A 15,692-nucleotide genomic window follows, 5' to 3' on the forward strand; every position below is an offset into this window, starting at 1 on the left:
TTTGCACCAATCACCATCGCAGCCCGATCACGTCTTCCGTGGCAGTGACTGGATGCGGTCGAGCAGGGAATGGCAGTAGTCCAGTGTCGGTTTCCGATCGCTATACAGGATGTGATAGATGATCGGCGCCACCACGTGGTCGAGTACTTCGTCGACATCGAACGGGGTTTCGCCACGCGCTTTGGCTCGTTCGGCGATGGTCGTCAGATGCTCGATCGTATAGTTCCCGCACCGGACCGTGTGGGATCCTGGCTGAGAAAATACGTCCCTTAGCAACTCGCGGCCTACCGGCGACGACATCTCTTCCATGAATTGTTCGATGAACACCCGCAGGTCCGACGTCATGGCGCCGGTTTCTTCGGGATCGGCGATCGGTCTCAGCCGCTGGACGGCGACGTCGGCGAACAGGGCCGACAGGTCACCCCACCGCCGGTAAATCGTCGACGGCGTTACGCCGGCCGCGGCGGCGATTTGCGGCACCGTCAGTTCGTCGCGGGAGGTGGCTACGGCCAGACGCTGTACCGCCTCGTGCACGGCGCTTTGGATGCGTGCGCTCCGCCCCCCGACCCGAATCCGCTCTTTGACGGCCACGTTTCTGCTCCGTGCAACCTTGCCATGCCAAAACGAAGGTCGATCTTAATGCAAATAATTTGCTTTAAGGCGGCAGGCTCCCATATGCTAACGCTACATATTAGCTTTAGGAGCTTCCCGTGCAAGCCTGTCAGACAAATTCGTCCACCGCGGCCGCCGACGCGCTCGTTACCGGCCAGGAAAGCTCCGCCCGCGTCCTGACGCCCGCTGCCATGACCGTGTTCAGTTTTGCAGGCGCGATGTTGATCGCAGCCAGCAGCAGCGCGGTGACGCCGCTCTATCATCTCTATCAGGCGTCGATGCATCTCACGCCGTTCTGGATCACGATTGTCTTCTCGAGCTATGTCGCAAGCTTGCTTACGGCGCTGCTGACGGTCGGCGGGTTGTCCGACTATGTCGGCCGCCGTCCGGTGATCCTTTCGGCGTTGCTGTTGAACGCCTTGGCGATGATCCTGTTCTCGGAGGCGCAGGGCGTCGGGCAATTGATCCTGGCGCGAATGGTGCAGGGGCTTAGCGTCGGTGTCGGCACGACCGCGTTGGGGGCCGCGATTCTCGATACCAACCGCGCCCGCGGACCTCTTCTCAATAGCGTTACGGCGTTTCTGGGCATGACCGCCGGCTCGCTGGGAGCGGCGGCGCTGATTACGTTTGCAACCGACCCGTTGCATCGGGTGTATGAGGTTCTACTCGCGCTGACGGCACTGATGATCGCACTGCTTTATGTCATGCCCGAAAGCAGCACGCGAAAGATCGGTGCGCTGGCCTCGTTACGTCCGCAGATCCGCGTGCCGCCGCAGTCGCGGACTATTCTTGCCAGGCTCACGCCGGCCAATGTCGCAGCCTGGGCGCTTGGCGGCCTCTATCTGTCGCTGATGCCGACCGTGGTTGCGACGACGATGGGAATCGCTTCGCCCTGGGTCGGAGGTTTGGTGGTCGCGGCGTTGATGCTGACCGCAGCCATCGCGGTCGCGACGTTCCGCAATTGGCCGGTGCGGCGTTTGATCCTGATGAGTACCAGCACGCTGGGGCTGGGCGTGGCCGTATCGATGATCGGAATCCAGCAACAACAGGTGGTTGCGCTACTCGCGGGCACCATGATCGCAGGCGTAGGATTTGGGTCGACTTTTTCGGGAACGCTGCGCGCGTTGCTGCCGACCGCCGAACCCCATCAGCGCGCCGGACTGCTCTCGGCGTTCTATCTGCAATCCTATCTCGCGTTCAGCGTGCCCGCGGTCGTGGCCGGACTATCGGTCCCGCATATCGGGCTTTCGACCACGGCCTATCTCTATGGCGCTGTCATCATCCTGCTCGCCTTCATCTCGATGATGGCGTCGCTGTGGGCGGATCGTTGACGGCCGCTGAAGTTGCTGGCTAGCCGCGCCAAAACGAAAGACCTGTGTGCGCCGCGCCACATCCGAGAACCGAAATTTGGGTTCGCGAGCAATGTCATTCGATCGGGGGATACCGCGGCAGTCGGGAGTCGTGCATCCGTAGGCGCAGTGAGCATCGCTTAACGTATTCGCGGAATTCGCATGAAAAAGATCATTCTGGCGACGGTTCTCGCCGGGATCGGTTCGACCGCTGCCTGGGCGGCCGACCTCGGCGCGTCGAACGCGCCGGTTATGGCCGAGGTCTATAGCTGGACCGGGTTTTACGTCGGCGGCGACGCCGGTATGGCGGGCGTGAAAAACAATTTCACGTCGAATTTCTCACAGCGGGATTCCGATCCGACCCTTACCAATAATGTCCAGGACAACCCGTTCAGTCCCACGCCGTTCATCGGCGGCGGCCATGCCGGATTTAACTGGCAGTTCGCGCCGAACCTGGTGGCTGGTGTCGAGGGCGACTGGCAGTCGGTGCGCTCGCGTCAATCGTTCTGCCGCCAGACGGACTTCACGAGTGTGGCTTGTGTGGACGGCCCAACGAACGATCGCGGCTTTGCATCCGCCAGCGGCGAGCTGGACTGGGTTGCCACCGCGCGGGGGCGCGTCGGCTGGGCGACGGGTCCCTTGATGATCTACGGCACTGGCGGTGCGGCGTTTGCAAAGGTCGCGAACTCGGTGGGGTTGAGCTGTTTGCAAGGGGGTTGCGCTGATAGCGGCGGTCCGAGCCGCCATCTTTCGGCTTCGGTCAGTTCGTCGACGCAGCAGACCGGATGGGTGATCGGCGCCGGCGTCGAATGGATGTTCGCCCAGAACTGGATCGTCCGTGGAGAATATCAACACATCGATTTGGGCAGCATGTCCTCGGCAATCAGTCCCGCTGGTTGCTCTAACGTTAGCTGCAGCTTCTCGGCGACGCAGAAGATGGGCCTCGATATCCTGCGCGCGGGCGTCAGCTACAAGTTCGGCGGCTGATCGGCGGTTCACACTCCGGCTATCGAAAAGCCCGGCGTCACAGGCTGTGTGAGAACTGGGGCAAATCAGATAGAGAGGCCGCATCATTAATGATGCGGCCTTTTTCATGCGCTACATTCGAGGTGGGGACCGTAACCAGGCGAGTTTTTTGCCGGCACGGATCGATGATTACGTTGCCGCTGATGCGGCGGTGCGGGTAATCGATGCCTTTGTTGAAGGTCTCGATATGTTCGGGCTCGGCTTGGTTCGAGCGACACCGGCGGCGACCGGGCGGCCCGGCTATGACCCGCGCGATCTTCTGAAGCTCTATATCTACGGGTACCTCAACGAGGTTCGTTCGAGCCGCAAGCTGGAACGCGAGTGCCGGCGCAATGTCGAACTGATGTGGCTGTTGGGGCGGCTTGCCCCCGACTTCAAAACAATTGCGGACTTTCGGCGGGACAATGCAGCCGGGATCGTAGGGGCATGCCGGGCCTTCGTGCTGTTCTGCCGCGAGCAAGGACTATTTGCGGCCCGTCTGGTGGCCCTCGACGGTTCGAAGTTCCGGGCGGTGGCGAGCGCCAAGCGGATTATGGGCGAACGCAAGGTCGCCGAAGAGGCCGGCCGGATCGATCAACAGATCGCGGCTTATCTTGCCAACCTCGACAGCATCGATGCGGGCGAGCGGGCCGATAGCGATGCGGAACAAACGGCTGCGGCTCTCCAGGCTCTCAGGGCACGCCGCACCGACCTTGATGCTCTGGCGGCGCGACTTAAGGCGGAAGATCGGACTAGTCTTGTAGAAGGTGAGCTCGATGCGCGGCCGATGGGTAAAGGGGCAGGCTCCAAGCCTCCTTCCTACAATGTCCAGACGGCGGTCGATGCTGCGACGGGGCTGATCGTCCACCATGAGGTTACAACCGAACCCACCGACAACCGGCTGCTCCATCCGATGGCCAAGGCGACGAAGGATGCGGTGGCGGCCGATACGCTCACGGTGGTGGCGGACGCTGGCTATTCGAACGGAGCAGACGCGGCAGCCTGCGAGAACGATGGCATCACGCCTTGTGTGCCAGCGAACCGGGCCGTCAACAATCAAGGCGACTTCTTCGACCGCACGGCCTTCATCTATGAGCCGCAAACCGACAGTTTTCGTTGTCCGGCGGGCCGAACACTGGTGCGCAAGCAAATCCTCACCAGAAAGCAGAGCGTCTTGTATATCGCCGACGATTGTTCGGGTTGCGCGCTCAAGCCGAGATGCACCCGCGTCGAGCGCCGCTTCGTTCAAAGACACCTTTACGAGGACGCGCTTCAACGCATGAATGCCCGCGTCGAAGCCGATCCACACCTCATGCGGCAGCGGCGATGCGCGGCTGAACACCCGTTCGGAACCATCAAGCGGATGACGGCTGGCGGCAGGTTCCTCACCCGAGGCCTTACCAACGTCAAGACTGAAGCCGCCCTCAGCGTTCTTGTCTACAACATCATGCGGGTCATCAATCTCATCGGCTCGCAAAGCCTCAAGATTAGGCTCGCCTGACCCTAAAAATTAAAAAAGAGGCCCCGGATCACCGCAGCCTCTCGTTTCCACACAGCCTGATTTCGGCCGGGTTTTCGAAGTTCAGGGTGTTGCGATCAATCGCAGTACTGAACGCGGCGGAAGCGCCAATCATAACCATCCCAGTAACGCTCACGCACCCAACGGCAGGGCGGTCCGGGCGGAGCCACGTAAACCGGAGCGGGAGCCTGCTGAGCCGCGATCGCGCCACCGACGATCGCGCCACCGATGATGCCACCGGCAACCGCGGCGCCAAGCGCGCGCTGGGCGTTGGCCGGGGTCGCGCTGAGTGCGCCGGCGACCGTTGCGACCGCAAGGAGCGCAGCAAATGTCTTCTTCATGTTCAGGACTCTCCTGGAGATGCGGCGCCTCTCAAGCGCCAGAGGTTAAGTTGATTCGTACGCCGAGCTTGGAATGTACCCTGTCGCCGAAGAAGCGCACAACGGTCAACCCGAAGTGAACCTGTTAGCACATCCGTCTCAAAAACGGTTTTTTCGCGCCATTATTCAGCACGATTTGAAAATCGGGCGGGATGACGCGATCATCCCGTCCGATTTAATGAAGATGAATGTTTATCAGCCGCAAACCTGGACGCGGCGGAAGCGCCAGGCATAGCCGTCCCAGAAGCGCTGACGCTGCCAGTAACAGCCATACGGCTCTTCGGCGACGTAGGCCGGACGGTAGGCCGGGCCATAATAGGCGCCGGGTGCGTAGCCGGGTCCGTAGTAGTGGGGGCCGGGACCGTAATAATAGGGGCTGGCCGCGACGGCGCTGCCGACGATCGCACCGCCGATAAGTCCACCCGCGATGGCCGCGCCAAGGGCGCGTTGAGCGTGGGCGGGGGCCGAGGCGGAGAAAGCCAAGGTGCCGATGGTGGCCAGTGCCACCAGAATTTTCCTCATGGCATCACCTTTCTGATTGGATCACGAGACTACGCTGTCCAAGCGGTCCGTCGATTGAAGGTTCCACATTCCACTTGAATGATCAATGAACGAGGTCGTCATAATAGCGGCTCAATCCAGCAACTTACGTGTCCATTGTGCCATGCACAATGGTTCCGCCACCTGCCGGAGACAGGGGCCGTGAGGGACCGGTTGTTGGCGATGATCGTCGTGGTCGGCGCGCTGGTTGCCGGCTGGATGGTGGTGAGCGGTACAGGCCGCAATCAGCGGGGGCGGGGGTCGACCTCAGATGGCTCATCCGGCGGAGATGGCGGTGGCGGCGGCGACTGACGCACGCAGATTTAGATTCATTCCAGAGTAGGCCGCCTATCAGTTTGGAATTACTTGAAAATGCCGTTTTAGCCTTTGCATCGGGCGCCGCGCTTTTATATCGAAAGGCTCCACTCACCGATGGGCCTGCCGTTTTCGATGATCGTTTGTTCCTGCAACGTGCTTAGCGACCATGATGTCCGCAGTGCCGTCGAAGGCTCGCAACATCTTCCCCGCAACGCCAAGCAAATCTATGGATGCCTCGGATGCAGCGCCGAGTGCGGCCGTTGCGCGCGCACGATCAAGACCATCATCGATGAGGCGCTAGGGGCTTGCGCCAAGGCCTGCTGCAGCGGTTGCCCGCACAGCCAGAGCCACAGCCATTCCGCGACACACGAGCCGGTCGACTTCGCCATCGCGGCGGGCTAACCCTCCCGTATCATCCTGAATATTTTTCCTTTTTTGCCGGTCAGGCAAAAGGGTTGCTCGTCTTCTCAATCTCATTTAGAAGCGTTCTAAATCATCGCGTGAGACTCCTCCGCGATCATTCAACCGGAGTGCACCATGCAGGGCGACCCAAAGGTCATCGACTATCTCAACAAGGGTTTGCGGCACGAACTCACGGCCATCAATCAATACTGGCTGCACTACCGGCTGCTCGGCAATTGGGGTCTGCTCGAGATGGCCAAGGTCTGGCGCAAGGAATCCATCGAGGAGATGGAGCACGCCGACAAGCTCGTCGATCGCATCATCTTCCTCGACGGCTTTCCGAACATGCAGGTGCTCGATCCCTTGCGGATCGGCCAGAACGTCAAGGAAGTCATCGATTGCGATCTCGCCGCCGAGATCAGCGCGCGCCTGCTCTACCAGGAAGCCGCCACGCACTGCCACAGCGTGAAGGACTACGTCTCGCGCGACCTGTTCGAAAAGCTGATGAAGGACGAGGAACACCACATCGACTTCCTCGAAACCCAGATCGACCTGATCGGGCGGATCGGGCTCGAGCTCTACACCCAGAAGCATGTCGGCGGGCTCGAGAGCGGCGAGCACTGATTTTTCGCTTACCGTTCCCTCGGCGGCGCTTTCTCTTTCATCGTCATGGCCGGGCTTGTCCCGGCCATGACAGAAAGTGTCACAGCTGCGTCTTGTAGCGCGCCTCGACCTCGGTCTGCGTTTCGGGGTCGCCGAGCCTGGTCTGGTCGTGGATCACCTGGCTGATCGAGGGAAACACCTCGCGCTCGACCTGCGTGTCGCGCGACCACAGCTTCGAGCGCATCAAGGCCTTGCCGCAGTGGAAGTAAGCTTCCGACACTTCGATGCGCAGCACCGCGCGCGGCAGCTTGCCGAACTCTTCCATCGCAGCGAGCAGCGCGGGATCCGTCGTGACCGCACCGCGGCCGCCGACGCGCAGCGTCTCGTCGATGCCGGGCACGAAGAAGATCAGTTGCAACAGGCCGCTGCCCTCGACGATGTTCTTGAAACTGTCGATGCGGTTGTTGCCGGGGCGATCGGGCATCAAGAGATCGTGGGGGCCGTCGACGCGGATGAAACCCGGATGGCCGCCGCGCGGCGAGGCGTCGACGCTGCCGTCGGAACCTGACGTCGCCAGCACGCAGAACGGCGACATCTCGATGAACTTTCTCGCATGAATGTCGATCTCGGGCCGCGCCTTGGCGAGCACGCGCGCGGTCGGCTTGGCGTAGATCGTGGCGAGGTCGGTGGAGGTGACGTCGGTCAAGGCTGTGCTCCAGCAGGTTCAACGCGAAGCGTATCAGCCAGTCATCGTCCGGTCATGTGCCAATTTTGCACCCCGTCATTGCCTGCGACAAACGCACAGCGTTTGCGCAAGGGAGTGAAACGACGAAGTAGCGACCGATGGACGAATCTTACACCGCGTCCGCCGGCACGAAACAGCTGATGACGATGCTGCCGCGATGATGGACATACCATACCACCGCCTGGCCGACCGGATTGCCGCGATCGCGGATGATCGCGTGCGCCGGCACCTCCATCCACTGGCCCTCGATCGGCACCCAATAGGCGCCGGAGCGGAAATCATATTCGGTCTGGTGGCCGTCTGAGATGTCGCAGCAGGGTACGCCGTTCGGCGCGATCACGCCCTTGAACCAGGCGCGGATATCGGCGGGTACGTTTTCATATTGTCCGTTGTCGAAGGCGAGCGCCGTACCCGCCAGTGTGCAACATGCAAGCAACAGGGCGATGGGCGCGAGCTTTCGCATTCGATCCTCCAGACGATCTTGGCGAATCCAACGCGGTGATTAGGCCCGAGACGTTTGGCGGATGCACGCTCAAATAATATGCGTTGGCAGTGCAACGCAATTGATGCGGCGCGAAAAGGGTGCGACGGAGAGGCGCCGTTACATCCCGCGTGCGGGTGCCGAACGCAACAATTGCTCGATCTGATCCTTGTAGAATTTGGCGTTGCCGGTCGTGCTGTGGCCGCGCGTCTCGCTTGATGCCGGGATCAAATAGAGTTTGCCGTTCTTGACGTGGCTGAGCGCGTCAAAGATGACGCCGGTCTCGGGCGGGTTGCGTTCGTCGTCGACCGAGTTGATGGCGAGCAGCACGGCCTCGATCCGCGACAATTTCGCGGATGCATCGTAGTCGTGCGAAGCCTGCCATTGATAGATGAAGTCGTTGGCGTCGGTTGTGAGCGGCGCGGCAAGCCGTTCGTCAACCATCTTGTCGGCCGTGGCTGTCGTCGGCGCTTGCTCCTGATAGGCGAGCGTGCCGCCGGAACTCGCAAAGCCGTAAGCAGCGACCGCATATTTCATCATGCGCGGCTGGCTCGTGTAGTTGCCGTTGTTGTAGTCGGGGTCGTTGCGGATGGTCTCGATCATCATCCGCCGCAGCATCCAGTTGCGCGCCGCCATCGCGGTCGGTTGCGAGGCCATCGGCACCACCACATCCATCATGTCCGGATACTTTTCAGCCCACAGCCAGGCATGCATGCCTCCCATGGAATTGCCGATCACGAGCCGCAGATGCTTGATGCCGAGGCCTTCCTTGACCAGGCGATATTGCGCCTCGACCATGTCGTCGTAGTCGTAACTCGGAAACGCGGTCTTTGCGCCGTCGGAGGGCTTTGACGATTTGCCGTGGCCGATGCCGTCGGGAATGATGATGTAGTATCTGGATGCATCGAGCGGTTGGCCCGCGCCGAACAATTCACCCGCAAAGGTTGGCGTCAGCATGCTGGCCGCCGAGCCGCCGGAGCCGTGGAGCACCAGTACCGGCTGGCCGGTCGGCTCGCCGACGGTGGTGTAATGCAACTTCAATTCCGCGATCGTCTCGCCGCCGTGGAATTTGAAATCACGCGCGATGAAATCGCCTTGCTTTGGCGCCGGATAGTCGGCGGCCATCGCGGCAAACGAAGTGACGGCAAAGATGGCCGACAGCAGACCTCTCATGGCCTCATTCCGCATTATGGATGGTCTTCGACGTCGGTGTCCGGACGGTCGTCACCGGCGGCGGTCTCGGTGTGCCATTTGCCGTCCGCCGTCTCATACTCGATCGCCTCGGTGCGTCCGGGCACGCGCTGTTCGGAAGCGGCGCGCCGGGCGGCGGCGAGAGCCTTGGCGTGGCTGGCGAAGCTCTCCGAGAACACACCGTCGACAGTGTACGCCCAGCCGCCATCGTGCTCGACGATCTTGTAGGTGACGTGACTCATCGGCAACCTTCCTTTTGTGGGGCTAGTGTCCACTTTTCCGAAGTTCGTGCTCTGTCGCAGCACCCACCTTTCACGAACTTCGGAAAGTCATGGACACTAGCAAACTTATTGATTCCAGTACCGCTTCCCTATTTGAAGTTCCTGGATCGAATTCGCCGCTTGTGGTGCAGGAACTTCGAACAGGCGGTACTGGCGGGGCTTACGGGAAGCAGGCGCGCCGCCTATTCTATGACAAAATGGGCGGTGAAACAGCCCGCCCACCATCAGGCGTCGCGAAGTCTTGTAACAGGGAAATGAAAAATGTGCCGAAACATCAAGACGCTGTTTAACTTTGAGCCGCCGGCGACGGCGGACGAAATTCACGCTTCCGCCCTGCAATTCGTCCGCAAGCTCTCCGGCTTCAACAAACCGTCACAGGCAAATGCTGAAGCATTCGACCGTGCGGTAGCCGAGGTCAGCGCGGCCGCGCATCGGCTGCTGGACTCGCTCCACACCCATGCGCCGGCGCGCGATCGCGAGATCGAGGCCGAAAAGGCCAAGGAACGGTCGCGGGCAAGATTCGCCTGAGTCTTTGTCAAATGGCGCCTGATCGGGTAGTGGGTTCGCGAACTGCGAGGTGCAAGAGTTCTATGGTCTGGTATGTCTATCTCGGCTGGCTCTTCGCCGGTGCGTTTCTGGCCAACGCAATTCCCCACACCGTACAGGGCATCTCGGGCAATCCGTTTCCGACCCCGTTTGCTTCCCCGCCGGGCCGCGGCAACTCCCCGCCGGTGCTCAATGTCATCTGGGGCTTCTTCAATCTTATCGTCGGGGCTGCGCTGATCTACATCACCCTGCCGCAGCTTCCGCCGCCCTGGCCGCTGGTTGCGCTCGCGCTGATCGGCGCACGCCTCGTGGCGCTACGTCTTGCCAATCATTTTGGAAAGGTGCGCAAGCAAGCGCACCCATAGCGCCTTACTCCTTGTCCTTATCTTTGTTCTTGTGCTTGTGTTTGTGCTTCTTGTCTTTTTTATCTTTCTTGTCTTTCTTCTTCCGCTTCCTGTCACGGTCCTCGTCGCCATCGCCCTCGTCGAACAGCACCTCGTCGCGATCCTGCTCGGCGAAGGCCCGTTGCGTGGCCGCATCGCGTTCGGCGGCCTCTAACGCCTCGCGTTCGCGCTGCCGCTTGTAGTCTTCATAGGCATCGAACAGTTGATGCAGCCAAGGCAGCACCTGCTCGATGGAAGGCAACGGGCCGGCGGGGCCGACTTCGCCGCGCGGCCCCTTCTCGCCTTGAACGCCTTGTTTACCTTGAGGACCCGGCTCGCCGCGTTTGCCTTGCGCACCAGGCTTTCCCGGCTTGCCTTGCACGCCGGGTTTGCCCCGCGCTCCCTCGGGGCCCGGACGCCCCGGATGGCCCTGAGGTCCCGGGCGGCCAATCAAACTGTTCGCCACGTGTTTAACTCCTGGTGAATCTTACTCCCGTTTTAGCAGACCGCGAATGGCACCAGCAATTGTACGGGGAACGGATCAACATCAATCGTAAACCTCGCTCCGCCTAGGATGAGCCAAGGATAAACCAGGGGTGGCAATACGAGGCGCGACGATGAACGAGGGCTGGAAGGTATTTTGGTTGTTCGCTGTGGTTTTCGCCGTGGCATTTGGCGCCGAGCGGACGTTCGTTGCCGATGTGGTGCCGGTCGCATTCGCCGATTTGCCGCAGCCTTTATGGGCGGTCCTGACGGCGATGGTTTTGCGCGCGCTTGAACTGATATCAGGCAGCGTGTCGCTGATCGCGCTGATTTTGATGTGCGGCGTGTGGGCCGATCACCTGCGGCAAGTCCAGGTCAGCGCGCAGGAGCGGCTGAAAGCACGGTTCATCGAAAAGTAGTACGCACCTGGATCCGCGCCTCTAGCCGCATTTGCCGAATGCCTCGCGCCAGCCAACGGCGTCGACCGGCGGCAAGGTATAGCTATCCCGGCCGGCTGAAATCTTGAGCGCCTTGCCGGAATCAAGCAGATCGAGAAGACGGTTCCTGAGCGCCCTCCACTTCTTGCCGTAGAGAGCGAGGTCAGCCCGCCGATAGCCGAGGTCGAATTGGACGAATGTGGTTGCGAGGTCATCGAACGGCGCCTCGAAATCCCCCAAGAACGCCATGCTTCTCTTTCCCGAAGCGATAACGAGGCGGGTATTGCCCTCCGTCTTTGCCTTGCCCGGATATTTGGCATGTAATGCGAAGGCGCGGCCGCAGCCGATGAGGAACGTCGCCTTGCCGTCTTCGGAATAACTCAGGATGCTGTGATCCCGTTCGTCGAGTTCGTACTTCCAGGAGCCTGCAACGGCCGGCTGGGCAATCATGCCGGCAAGCCATATCACGAGCCCTGGTGCGTGCATCCGCATATGTTTCCCCGCGGTTCAGATCGCGCGATAGCCGCCATCCGCCATCACGATCGATCCCGTGACGTAAGCGGCGAGATCGGAGGCGAGGAAGATCGCCGGTCCCACGATATCTTCCGGCTGGCCGGCGCGGCCTAGCGGCGTGTGGTCGATGAAGATCTTGATCAGTTCCGGGTTGTTGGCGCGCACCGCGGCATTGAGCGGTGTTTCGATCAGGCCGGGGCCGATCGCATTGACGCGCACGCCATATTTGCCGAGTTCGGCGGCCAGCGCCCGCGTAAAGCCGAGCACGCCGTGCTTGGAGGTGGTGTAGGCCACGGAATTCGGCGTGCGCACATGCACGAAGGATTGGATCGAGGCGATGTTGACGATGCGGCCCTTGCTGGCGCGGATCGGCTCGAGAAAGGCGTGCGTGACGTTGAAGACGCCGTCGAGGTTGATGGAAATGATGTCGTCCCAATCCTTGATCATCGCCGCGCCGTCGCCGGCAAAGGCGTTGCGGCGGTTGATGCCGGCATTGTTGACGAGGATCGAGACCTGGCCGACCTGTTCACTGACGCGTTTGGCGAGCGCCACGCAATCCTCGCGCCTGACGACGTCGAGGTGGAAACTGGACGCGAGACCGCCGGCGCGGCGGATCTCCTCGGCGGCGTCCTCGGCCGCCTGTTCGTTGATGTCGATCAGCGCGACCTGCGCGCCCTCGCGGGCATAGCCAAAAGCGATCGCCCGGCCGATGCCGGAGCCTGCGCCGGTGACGGCGGCGATATGGTTCTCGAGAAGTCCGGGCATTGTTTTTCCTCCGCTGTTTGTTGGCCGGAAGCTTAACATCCGCTCGCCGCCGCGACAGCGCTTTTCGTTACAATCTGATTCGAATTAGCCGAAACCGGAACGGAAAGTGTTAGCACCGCATCGTGCTTAATGGTTCTCGGGTAATTCGTCATGAATCGGCGACTTGCGGAGTGGAAGCTCGAATTCGATCGCATCTGGTCGGCGCACGCGCCTGACTATGGTGAGGCGGTGACGCTCGCGCAGTTGATTGCGGACTGCGCCGAAGATGAGGCGTTGCGTCAGGCGGCGGCCCAGGCGCTGCCGATCCTGCGATGTGCCGCGCAAGACAGCACCGACCATGCGACTTGCGTTGCGGCACGGCGGCGGATCAGTGTCATTCGCGAGGTGATGGCCGCCCTCACCGCGCCGCAATTCGGCAGGCGTTCGGCGCTGCCGAAATCGCTCACGCCGGAAGAACGCTCGCGCCAGCTTCTGGGATTGCCGCTCGATCGCCGCCTGTCCGAGAGTGAAATCCATCGCGCCTACAAGCTGCTCGCCAAGCGCACGCATCCGGATGCCGGCGGCAGCGAAGAGGCATTCTTGAGGATATCGGCCGCGCACGAGGCGCTGATGAAAGAGCGGCGCATGCCGCCGCGCCACTAAGCCATTAGTAAGTCATTGGTCAGTGATAGCGCGCGCGGCGATCGTAAAACGGCGAAAAAGACTTTCGGATTCTCGCGTCGGCCTCGTCGTCGAGAAACACGACGTCGAGATGGGCTTCGGTATTGAACAGCGCCCCAAAGGCGCGGTCCATCTGTAGCGCGAGCTTGCCGCTTTCCTGCCTGTCGTGGGTCAGGAGAACCAGCACGGTGCCACCGCTATGGTTGGCGCGCAGAAGATAGGCCCGCGCCACGGTGGTATCGAGATCGAGCAGAACGGAAATCGCTTCCTTGAGGCGCTGCTCGTGCGCGCCATCCTGTTCGCCCATGAAGGCGATGCCTGTTGCGGAGAACTGGTGAAGCAATCGAACCTCCCGCCAAAAGCGAAGGTGAGCACTGGACGCGTAAACGCTCAACCCGTGCTCACCGTTCCTCTTTTGTGGGTATGATTTTGTCGGAAGATTGATACCCACTTATTGCCGGATTTTGCCGCTTACAGCGAGCAGTAGCCCTTGTGCAGCAGCCAGCCCTTGACGGCGACCGCGCGCTCGAAAGTGGCCTGGCGGTGGGTCATGACGGTGTAGCTGGTCGGCCACGGCGAGATCGCGAAGCCGTTGTCCCAGATCTGGCAGTAGCCGGTGTCGGCCTACTTGATCACATGGAAGGGCGCGGCTTCGGCCGGGCTTGCGGCGGCGAAGGCGGTGGCGGCAACGACGGCGGCAGCGGCAAGGGTGCGGATGTGATGCATGGTTATCTCCTTAAGTATGGGTTGGTGATCCGCTGGACCTGCTAATGGAGGCCTTTCGCGGCTTGTGTCTTCCGGGTCAGGGGGATCGACCCGAATGCCCATGAGTGTCGGTGGCGGCGAAACCGGTTCAAACCAATCGGGTTTCAAGATGACTTCAAAATGGTTTTCGTCGGGGCGCTTGCAAAGATGCTTTCCTTAACGCAAAAGCGGCCTCGGCTAATGTTTGAGCAAGACGCCGCGGCATTAACGAATGGCGTCACGCGGGGAGGAGAAGATGACGGCTGCGAGCGAGGAGAAGGTTAACCCGGTTGCGCCGGAGCGGCTGCATCAGGCGCTCGGCATTTACCAGTCCGCGCTGGTTGGCGAGCCGGACGAGAAGGGCGAAGCGCCGGCGGTGGACGAGCCTGCGAGCCAGCGTGCGCTGCTTGCGGTCAAGCGCGAATTTGCCGATCCGAAGGAATTCTTCAGCCTCAGTCTCCGGCTCCAGCGCTTCACGGAAATCGTCGGCGACAGGACGCTGATCAAGTGGGGGATGGTCAAGCACTCGGAAGGCGGTATTGAGGTTCACGACGCCGTCGTCAACGCACTCGCCGCAGCTCCCTTCCGCAAGTCAGGCGTACTCGACAAGGACGTGTTTCACGAACTGGTCAAGGCCGAGTTCAACCGGCTCGAGGCAGCGGAGAAGAGCTGAAGCGGTTCGCGCACCTCTCCTCATCGTCATTCCGGGATGCGCCGTCAGGCGCAGGCCCGGAATCCACAGCGCCGCTCGAACAAGCTCAGAAATGGATTCCGGGTTCGCTCGTTTCACTCGCGCCCCGGAATGACGAATTCACCCATCCGCCGCCGTCGCCGCGACGACCTCGCTCGCCGTCTCGCCGGCCACCTTGCGGCGTTGCCATAGCTCGTAGCCGAACATGCCGAGCACCATCGCCGCGACAAACACGATCATCGGCATGGTGAGACCGGCGAGGTTTACCAGCGCAGGACCTGGACAAATTCCGGAAAGGCCCCAGCCGATTCCGAACAGCGCTGAACCTGCCACGAGCGGTGCATCGATATCGTTGCGCGCGGGCCAGGAGAATTTTGCGGCGAATAGCGGCGCGCTCCGCCGCCGCGCCAGCGCAAAGCCCGCGCCGGCCACGATGACCGCACCCGCCATTACGCAGGCGAGCGTGGCGTCCCATGTGCCGAAGAAATCGAGGAAGCCGAGAACCTTTTCCGGTTCGGTCATGCCGGAGATCAGTAATCCCAGTCCGAACACGACGCCGCAACCGAAGCTCGCGAGGATCAGCATCATCGCACTACCCTCCGAAGCCGTGACGAACCAGCGCAACCGTGACGATCGCCGCGCCCATGAATATCAGCGTGGCGACGATCGAGCGCGCCGAGACGCGCGCGAAACCGCAGACGCCGTGGCCCGAGGTGCAGCCATTGCCCATTCGGGTGCCGAACCCGACCAGAAGACCGGCGATCGCGTAGAGCACGAGGTTTGACGATGAGAGCCGCGCCGGCCCTGATGTGCCCAACAGCGGTCCGATCAGTGCTGCAGCTATAAGGCCAACGATGAAGGCGAGCCGCCAGGCGCGGTCGCGGCTCGTGGTCAACACTCCGCCGAGGATGCCGGACACGCCAGCCAGCCGTCCGGCCGACAGCATCAGAGCTGCGGAGGCGAGCCCGATCAGTGCACCGCCGATCAGTCCGCTCGTGGGCGTGAAATGGTGCATGTTCTGCCCTCCTGCTATAGCTGAGGCCT

Annotated in this window: 25 protein-coding genes; 12 read left to right on the forward strand and 13 right to left on the reverse strand. The window is 61.5% G+C overall.

The features are described 5' to 3' along the window. Positions 1-27: 27 nt before the first annotated feature. Complete coding sequence (locus tag BUA38_RS20035) at positions 28-591, reverse strand: TetR/AcrR family transcriptional regulator (RefSeq protein WP_072820487.1); 564 nt, start codon at positions 589-591, stop codon at positions 28-30. A gap of 119 nt (positions 592-710) precedes the next feature. On the opposite strand from BUA38_RS20035, the gene BUA38_RS20040 reads away from it, so the two are divergent. The 3 genes from BUA38_RS20040 to BUA38_RS20050 all read left to right on the forward strand — a co-directional run bounded on the left by BUA38_RS20040 (position 711) and on the right by BUA38_RS20050 (position 4,467). After that, positions 711-1,943, forward strand: a complete 1,233-nt coding sequence (locus tag BUA38_RS20040) for an MFS transporter (protein WP_244552999.1) — start codon at positions 711-713, stop codon at positions 1,941-1,943. Between the two features lie 180 nt (positions 1,944-2,123). After that, positions 2,124-2,948 (forward strand): outer membrane protein, encoded by an 825-nt coding sequence (locus BUA38_RS20045; RefSeq protein WP_072820489.1) that lies wholly within the window; start codon positions 2,124-2,126, stop codon positions 2,946-2,948. A 106-nt stretch (positions 2,949-3,054) separates the two neighbouring features. Continuing rightward, positions 3,055-4,467: an IS1182 family transposase gene (locus BUA38_RS20050; protein WP_072816060.1), complete on the forward strand. Its 1,413-nt coding sequence runs from the start codon at positions 3,055-3,057 to the stop codon at positions 4,465-4,467. Between the two features lie 95 nt (positions 4,468-4,562). On the opposite strand, the gene BUA38_RS20055 is transcribed toward BUA38_RS20050, so the two are convergent. Then, entirely contained in the window at positions 4,563-4,826 is a 264-nt protein-coding gene (locus BUA38_RS20055) for a hypothetical protein (protein ID WP_072820491.1), read from the reverse strand. Positions 4,827-4,899: 73 nt separating this feature from the next. Here BUA38_RS20055 and BUA38_RS37570 point away from each other — a divergent pair, with 73 nt between their 5' ends. Next, a complete protein-coding gene (locus tag BUA38_RS37570) occupies positions 4,900-5,100 on the forward strand; it encodes a hypothetical protein (protein WP_172806055.1) in 201 nt (66 codons plus the stop codon). Here the strand turns inward: BUA38_RS37570 and BUA38_RS20060 are convergent. Then, entirely contained in the window at positions 5,061-5,387 is a 327-nt protein-coding gene (locus BUA38_RS20060; RefSeq protein ID WP_072820494.1) for a hypothetical protein, read from the reverse strand. The genes BUA38_RS37570 and BUA38_RS20060 overlap by 40 nt on opposite strands. Before the next feature lie 180 nt (positions 5,388-5,567). Here BUA38_RS20060 and BUA38_RS36805 point away from each other — a divergent pair, with 180 nt between their 5' ends. The 3 genes from BUA38_RS36805 to bfr all read left to right on the forward strand — a co-directional run bounded on the left by BUA38_RS36805 (position 5,568) and on the right by bfr (position 6,749). Continuing rightward, complete coding sequence (locus tag BUA38_RS36805; protein WP_156898587.1) at positions 5,568-5,717, forward strand: hypothetical protein; 150 nt, start codon at positions 5,568-5,570, stop codon at positions 5,715-5,717. A gap of 138 nt (positions 5,718-5,855) precedes the next feature. Next, positions 5,856-6,125 (forward strand): (2Fe-2S)-binding protein, encoded by a 270-nt coding sequence (locus tag BUA38_RS20065; RefSeq protein ID WP_072826264.1) that lies wholly within the window; start codon positions 5,856-5,858, stop codon positions 6,123-6,125. Positions 6,126-6,260: 135 nt separating this feature from the next. Next, complete coding sequence (gene bfr, locus BUA38_RS20070; RefSeq protein ID WP_072820496.1) at positions 6,261-6,749, forward strand: bacterioferritin; 489 nt, start codon at positions 6,261-6,263, stop codon at positions 6,747-6,749. Between the two features lie 79 nt (positions 6,750-6,828). On the opposite strand, the gene BUA38_RS20075 is transcribed toward bfr, so the two are convergent. From BUA38_RS20075 to BUA38_RS20090, 4 genes are all read right to left on the reverse strand, one after another. Then, entirely contained in the window at positions 6,829-7,434 is a 606-nt protein-coding gene (locus BUA38_RS20075; protein ID WP_072820498.1) for a pyridoxamine 5'-phosphate oxidase family protein, read from the reverse strand. A 148-nt stretch (positions 7,435-7,582) separates the two neighbouring features. Beyond that, positions 7,583-7,936, reverse strand: a complete 354-nt coding sequence (locus BUA38_RS20080; protein ID WP_072820500.1) for a hypothetical protein — start codon at positions 7,934-7,936, stop codon at positions 7,583-7,585. A gap of 138 nt (positions 7,937-8,074) precedes the next feature. Further along, complete coding sequence (locus BUA38_RS20085; RefSeq protein WP_072826265.1) at positions 8,075-9,127, reverse strand: alpha/beta fold hydrolase; 1,053 nt, start codon at positions 9,125-9,127, stop codon at positions 8,075-8,077. Between the two features lie 14 nt (positions 9,128-9,141). After that, on the reverse strand, positions 9,142-9,387 hold the full coding sequence (locus BUA38_RS20090; protein ID WP_072826266.1) for a DUF2188 domain-containing protein: 246 nt from the start codon (positions 9,385-9,387) through the stop codon (positions 9,142-9,144). Positions 9,388-9,687: 300 nt separating this feature from the next. On the opposite strand from BUA38_RS20090, the gene BUA38_RS20095 reads away from it, so the two are divergent. Further along, positions 9,688-9,954 carry a DUF2277 domain-containing protein gene (locus BUA38_RS20095; protein WP_072820502.1) on the forward strand — a complete coding sequence of 89 codons (267 nt, stop codon included), beginning with the start codon at positions 9,688-9,690 and terminating at the stop codon, positions 9,952-9,954. 62 nt (positions 9,955-10,016) lie between these two features. Further along, complete coding sequence (locus tag BUA38_RS20100) at positions 10,017-10,337, forward strand: hypothetical protein (RefSeq protein ID WP_072820504.1); 321 nt, start codon at positions 10,017-10,019, stop codon at positions 10,335-10,337. Positions 10,338-10,341: 4 nt separating this feature from the next. Here the strand turns inward: BUA38_RS20100 and BUA38_RS20105 are convergent, their stop codons facing one another. After that, entirely contained in the window at positions 10,342-10,737 is a 396-nt protein-coding gene (locus tag BUA38_RS20105) for a collagen-like protein (RefSeq protein ID WP_338076263.1), read from the reverse strand. 235 nt (positions 10,738-10,972) lie between these two features. On the opposite strand from BUA38_RS20105, the gene BUA38_RS20110 reads away from it, so the two are divergent. Beyond that, the gene (locus BUA38_RS20110; protein ID WP_072820509.1) at positions 10,973-11,257 is read left to right on the forward strand and encodes a hypothetical protein; all 285 of its coding nucleotides are present in this window, start codon (positions 10,973-10,975) and stop codon (positions 11,255-11,257) included. Positions 11,258-11,278: 21 nt separating this feature from the next. Here BUA38_RS20110 and BUA38_RS20115 read toward each other — a convergent pair whose 3' ends face one another. Together BUA38_RS20115 and BUA38_RS20120 are read right to left on the reverse strand one after the other, a co-directional pair. Then, complete coding sequence (locus BUA38_RS20115; protein WP_072820511.1) at positions 11,279-11,767, reverse strand: hypothetical protein; 489 nt, start codon at positions 11,765-11,767, stop codon at positions 11,279-11,281. A gap of 15 nt (positions 11,768-11,782) precedes the next feature. Beyond that, on the reverse strand, positions 11,783-12,553 hold the full coding sequence (locus BUA38_RS20120) for an SDR family NAD(P)-dependent oxidoreductase (RefSeq protein WP_072820513.1): 771 nt from the start codon (positions 12,551-12,553) through the stop codon (positions 11,783-11,785). Positions 12,554-12,703: 150 nt separating this feature from the next. On the opposite strand from BUA38_RS20120, the gene BUA38_RS20125 reads away from it, so the two are divergent. Further along, positions 12,704-13,195, forward strand: a complete 492-nt coding sequence (locus tag BUA38_RS20125; protein ID WP_072820515.1) for a J domain-containing protein — start codon at positions 12,704-12,706, stop codon at positions 13,193-13,195. A 19-nt stretch (positions 13,196-13,214) separates the two neighbouring features. On the opposite strand, the gene BUA38_RS20130 is transcribed toward BUA38_RS20125, so the two are convergent. Beyond that, positions 13,215-13,556 (reverse strand): enhanced serine sensitivity protein SseB C-terminal domain-containing protein, encoded by a 342-nt coding sequence (locus BUA38_RS20130; RefSeq protein WP_156898589.1) that lies wholly within the window; start codon positions 13,554-13,556, stop codon positions 13,215-13,217. A gap of 657 nt (positions 13,557-14,213) precedes the next feature. On the opposite strand from BUA38_RS20130, the gene BUA38_RS20140 reads away from it, so the two are divergent. Further along, positions 14,214-14,630: a hypothetical protein gene (locus BUA38_RS20140; RefSeq protein WP_156898590.1), complete on the forward strand. Its 417-nt coding sequence runs from the start codon at positions 14,214-14,216 to the stop codon at positions 14,628-14,630. A gap of 138 nt (positions 14,631-14,768) precedes the next feature. Here BUA38_RS20140 and BUA38_RS20145 read toward each other — a convergent pair whose 3' ends face one another. Together BUA38_RS20145 and BUA38_RS20150 are read right to left on the reverse strand one after the other, a co-directional pair. Then, positions 14,769-15,236: a DUF6691 family protein gene (locus BUA38_RS20145; protein ID WP_172806056.1), complete on the reverse strand. Its 468-nt coding sequence runs from the start codon at positions 15,234-15,236 to the stop codon at positions 14,769-14,771. Positions 15,237-15,240: 4 nt separating this feature from the next. After that, complete coding sequence (locus tag BUA38_RS20150; protein ID WP_072820521.1) at positions 15,241-15,663, reverse strand: YeeE/YedE family protein; 423 nt, start codon at positions 15,661-15,663, stop codon at positions 15,241-15,243. Positions 15,664-15,692 lie beyond the last annotated feature (29 nt).

The sequence above is a fragment of the Bradyrhizobium erythrophlei genome, assembly GCF_900142985.1.
Taxonomy (GTDB): domain Bacteria; phylum Pseudomonadota; class Alphaproteobacteria; order Rhizobiales; family Xanthobacteraceae; genus Bradyrhizobium; species Bradyrhizobium erythrophlei_B.